We start from the raw sequence: 3,432 nt of genomic DNA, 5'->3' as shown, positions 1-3,432 counted from the left end.
ACGATCCCGAGCATTCCGAACGGAGACTCGGCAACGGCCTTGACCATTTCGGGCACATTGTCATATTCAAGAACGTCGGTGGCGCGTTCGGAATCCAACCATTCCAGTTGACCGAGCATGTGAGCACTGGCGGTCAGGATTTCAACGCGAGGTTCGGGCGAGAGCTTGGTGATGTCCATCCGCACATCCATCCGAGTGCCTGGATTGAGCAGGGCTGCATCCTCGGAACCGGAGAATACAGTGGTCGCCACCAGGAGATCTCCGGTGCCGGCCATGCCGTGCGCCAGTGCGTCGAGCGTTGGATGGCCCTCGAGACCATAGGCAACAAGTGTTGCGCGTCCCGCTCCCGCGAGCATTCGATGAGCCAAAGACACGGCTCGATCATGCGTGCTGGACCCTTGAGACTGGCCACCAATCGTCTGCTCGACCATGGCTTCCTCGCTCTCTGTGTGACGTTCGAAACTTAGGAAAGCCTAACCTTTGACTGCCCCCGTGTGAAGAGCATCTCAGGAAATACGTCAGTTCTTAATGACTTAAACCCAGCGGATTGAGTCCGCACACGTTCTCAATGTGATGTACGCCATGTTGTGGCTGTGAAATTATCGATTCCATGAGCCTGCCCACATCTCGCTATTTCAAGACCCTGACCCTTGCTGCCGGGGTCACGCTGACCGTTGGAAGTCTTGCGGGGTGCGCGGAAAGTTCGGATGAATCCGCGGTGCAGTCCCCGGGGGCCAGCGGAACGGAGGCCGCAGCCCAGACCGGCCGCGTACCCTCCCCCGCTGAATCCGGACCCGATTGTCCCGAAGACGCGTGTTTCACCGTGGCGATGACCGGGGACCTCCTGCTCCATGAAGGGTTGTGGAGTGATTTCGCCGTGGACCCGGCAAACAACGACGGAAAGAACTTCGATTTCGATCCGCTGCTGGCCGGACAGAAGCCCTACCTCGAGCAGTCCGACGTGGCCATTTGTGAACTTGAGACCCCCGTGGCACCCCGGGGCGGACCGTACGCCGATTATCCAAGCTTCAACGTGCCGCCGGAAATCATCGCGGCGGCCAAGAACACCGGCTACGACGCTTGCACCGCGGCCACCAACCACACCGTGGATCAGGGCACCGAAGGCGTCAACCGCACCATCGCGAGCCTTGAGGACGCGGACCTGAAGCACACCGGGTCGTACTCCTCCGCGGAGGCCTCCGAGGAACCCATGTTGCTGGAGACCCCGGCCGGCACCGTGGCCGTGGTTACAGGCACCAACAGTCTCAACGGCCAGCAGGCCGAGTACGACTGGCAGGTGGACCGACTGCGGGATCCCGCCGAGGACCCGCAGGCCGCCCAGCGCGACATCGACCACGCCGTTGCCCAGTCCGAGAAGGCTCGCGAGCAGGGTGCGGACGTAGTGATCGCGGCAATGCACTCGATCATGGAGTACCAGGACACCACCGACGTTTATCAGACCACCACGGCCCACGCACTCGTGGACTCAGGTGCTTTCGACGCCGTCTACGGACACGGCTCGCACAGCGTGCAACCCATTGAGAACTACAAAGGAAAGTGGATCGTCTACGGGCTGGGCAATACGGTCTCCGAAACGTCCACGGCCTACGAGACCAACAATCAAGGCCTGATCACCCGCTTCCAGTTCGCGCGCGGGAACGACGGTGAGTGGGACGTCAGCGATCTCTCGTGGGCGCCCAGCTCCAACACCCAGGGAGGACGGTACGCGTGGTGCTCCGCGGCGTCGGACGCGCCCAATGGAACCTGCCGCTCGCAGGCCGAGGATGCGCAGAACCGGGAGCGCATAGCCCGGATCGTCAACACTCCCTCCGCCGTGGAACATGGCCTGCGCGAATGGCTGGTGAGTGAGGACCGCCCCGCCGTGTCCTGACTTAAATGTGCGGTGAGGGTCGTGTGGATTCTTCACAGAAAATCCGCACGACCCTCACCTGGGGATGTACGGGCGCAACCGCGCCCGTGGCAGAGAGGCTCAGCCTTGCACGCCCAGCCTCTCCAGGATGATCTGACGCACGCGGCCGGCGTCGGCCTGCCCGCGGGTGGCCTTCATGACCGGCCCGATGAGCGCACCCACGGCCTGCACCTTGCCGCCCTTGATCTTCTCGACCACGTCGGGCATCTGGGCCATGGCGTCGTCCACGGCAGCCGTCAGGGCACCGTCGTCGGAAACGACCGCAAGGCTGCGGGCCTCAACGATCTCCGACGGGGAACCTTCGCCCTCGACCACGAAACCAATGACCTTCTTGGCCAGCTTGTCGTTGATCTTGCCCTCATCGATCAGGGCGTTGACCTCGACCACGTGGGCCGGGGTCACGGGCAGATCCACGATCTCGACCTCCGCTTGCTTGGCCAGACGGGCGATTTCACCCATCCACCACTTGCGGGCCACGGCGGCAGACGCACCGGCAGCAATGGTCTGCTCGATTTCGTCCATGACACCGGCATTGACGACGTCCCGGAACTCCTCGTCCGAATAGCCCCAGTCGTTCTTCAAACGCTTGCGGCGCTGGGCCGGCGGCTCGGGCAGCGTGGCACGCAGTTCCTCGATCCAGTCCTGCGTGGTGACCACGGGAACCAGGTCCGGTTCGGGGAAGTAGCGGTAGTCGTCCGCGTCGGACTTGGGGCGCCCGGACGTGGTGGACCGGGTGTCCTCGTGCCAGTGGCGGGTTTCCTGAACGATCTTGTCACCGGCCGACAGCACGGCGGCGTGGCGCTGGATCTCGAAACGCACGGCGCGTTCGACGGCGCGCAGCGAGTTCACGTTCTTGGTCTCCGACCGCGTGCCGAACTCCGTGGTGCCCTTGGGCATCAGGGACACGTTGGCGTCGCACCGCACGTTGCCCCGCTCCATGCGGGCGTCGGAGATGCCCAAGTTCTTCACGATCTCGCGAATGGCCGCAACGTACACGCGGGCCAACTCCGGAGCGCGCGAACCGGCACCCACGATGGGCTTGGTCACGATCTCGATGAGTGGCACGCCCGAGCGGTTGTAGTCCACCAGCGAGTGGGACGCTCCCTGGATGCGGCCGGTTGCACCCCCCACGTGGGTCAGTTTGCCGGCGTCCTCCTCCATGTGGGCCCGCTCGATCTCGATGCTGAACGGCGTGCCGTCCTCGAGTTCGAGTTCCAGCCGGCCGTCAAAGGCGATCGGCTCGTCGTACTGCGAGGTCTGGAAGTTCTTGGGCGTATCCGGGTAGAAGTAGTTCTTCCGCGCGAAGTGGCACTTCTGCGCAATGGAACAGTCCAGGGCCAGACCCAGTTTGATCGCGGATTCCACGGCCTTGCCGTTGACCACGGGCAGCACGCCGGGCAGGCCCAGGGACACCGGGGTGATGTTGGTGTTGGGGTCATCGCCAAACGTGTTGGGGGCGGCGTCGAACATCTTGGTGTTGGTGTTCAACTCCACGTGCACCT

At 63.5% G+C, this 3,432-nt stretch carries 2 protein-coding genes and 1 pseudogene; 1 reads left to right on the top strand and 2 read right to left on the bottom strand.

The genetic code is table 11. The features are described from left to right. Positions 1-431 (bottom strand): annotated as a pseudogene (locus tag Q4E95_RS12040) (hypothetical protein); the annotation flags it as partial. A 179-nt stretch (positions 432-610) separates the two neighbouring features. On the opposite strand from Q4E95_RS12040, the gene Q4E95_RS12035 reads away from it, so the two are divergent. Further along, positions 611-1,891: a CapA family protein gene (locus Q4E95_RS12035; RefSeq protein ID WP_303383534.1), complete on the top strand. Its 1,281-nt coding sequence runs from the start codon at positions 611-613 to the stop codon at positions 1,889-1,891. 99 nt (positions 1,892-1,990) lie between these two features. Here Q4E95_RS12035 and gatB read toward each other — a convergent pair. After that, positions 1,991-3,432, bottom strand: a 1,442-nt coding sequence (gene gatB / locus Q4E95_RS12030; RefSeq protein ID WP_303383533.1) for an Asp-tRNA(Asn)/Glu-tRNA(Gln) amidotransferase subunit GatB, incomplete at its 5' end; no start/stop codon positions are given.

The organism is Kocuria sp. (assembly GCF_030536815.1).
Lineage (GTDB): Bacteria > Actinomycetota > Actinomycetes > Actinomycetales > Micrococcaceae > Kocuria > Kocuria gwangalliensis.
The sequence above is the reverse complement of the archived record's forward strand: the minus strand, read 5'-3'. Positions and strand labels throughout refer to the sequence as shown.

Coding starts and splice junctions, on each gene's coding strand:
- Q4E95_RS12035 (WP_303383534.1), top strand. CDS start 611: ATGAGCCTGCCCACATCTCGCTATTTCAAGACCCTGACCCTTGCTGCC.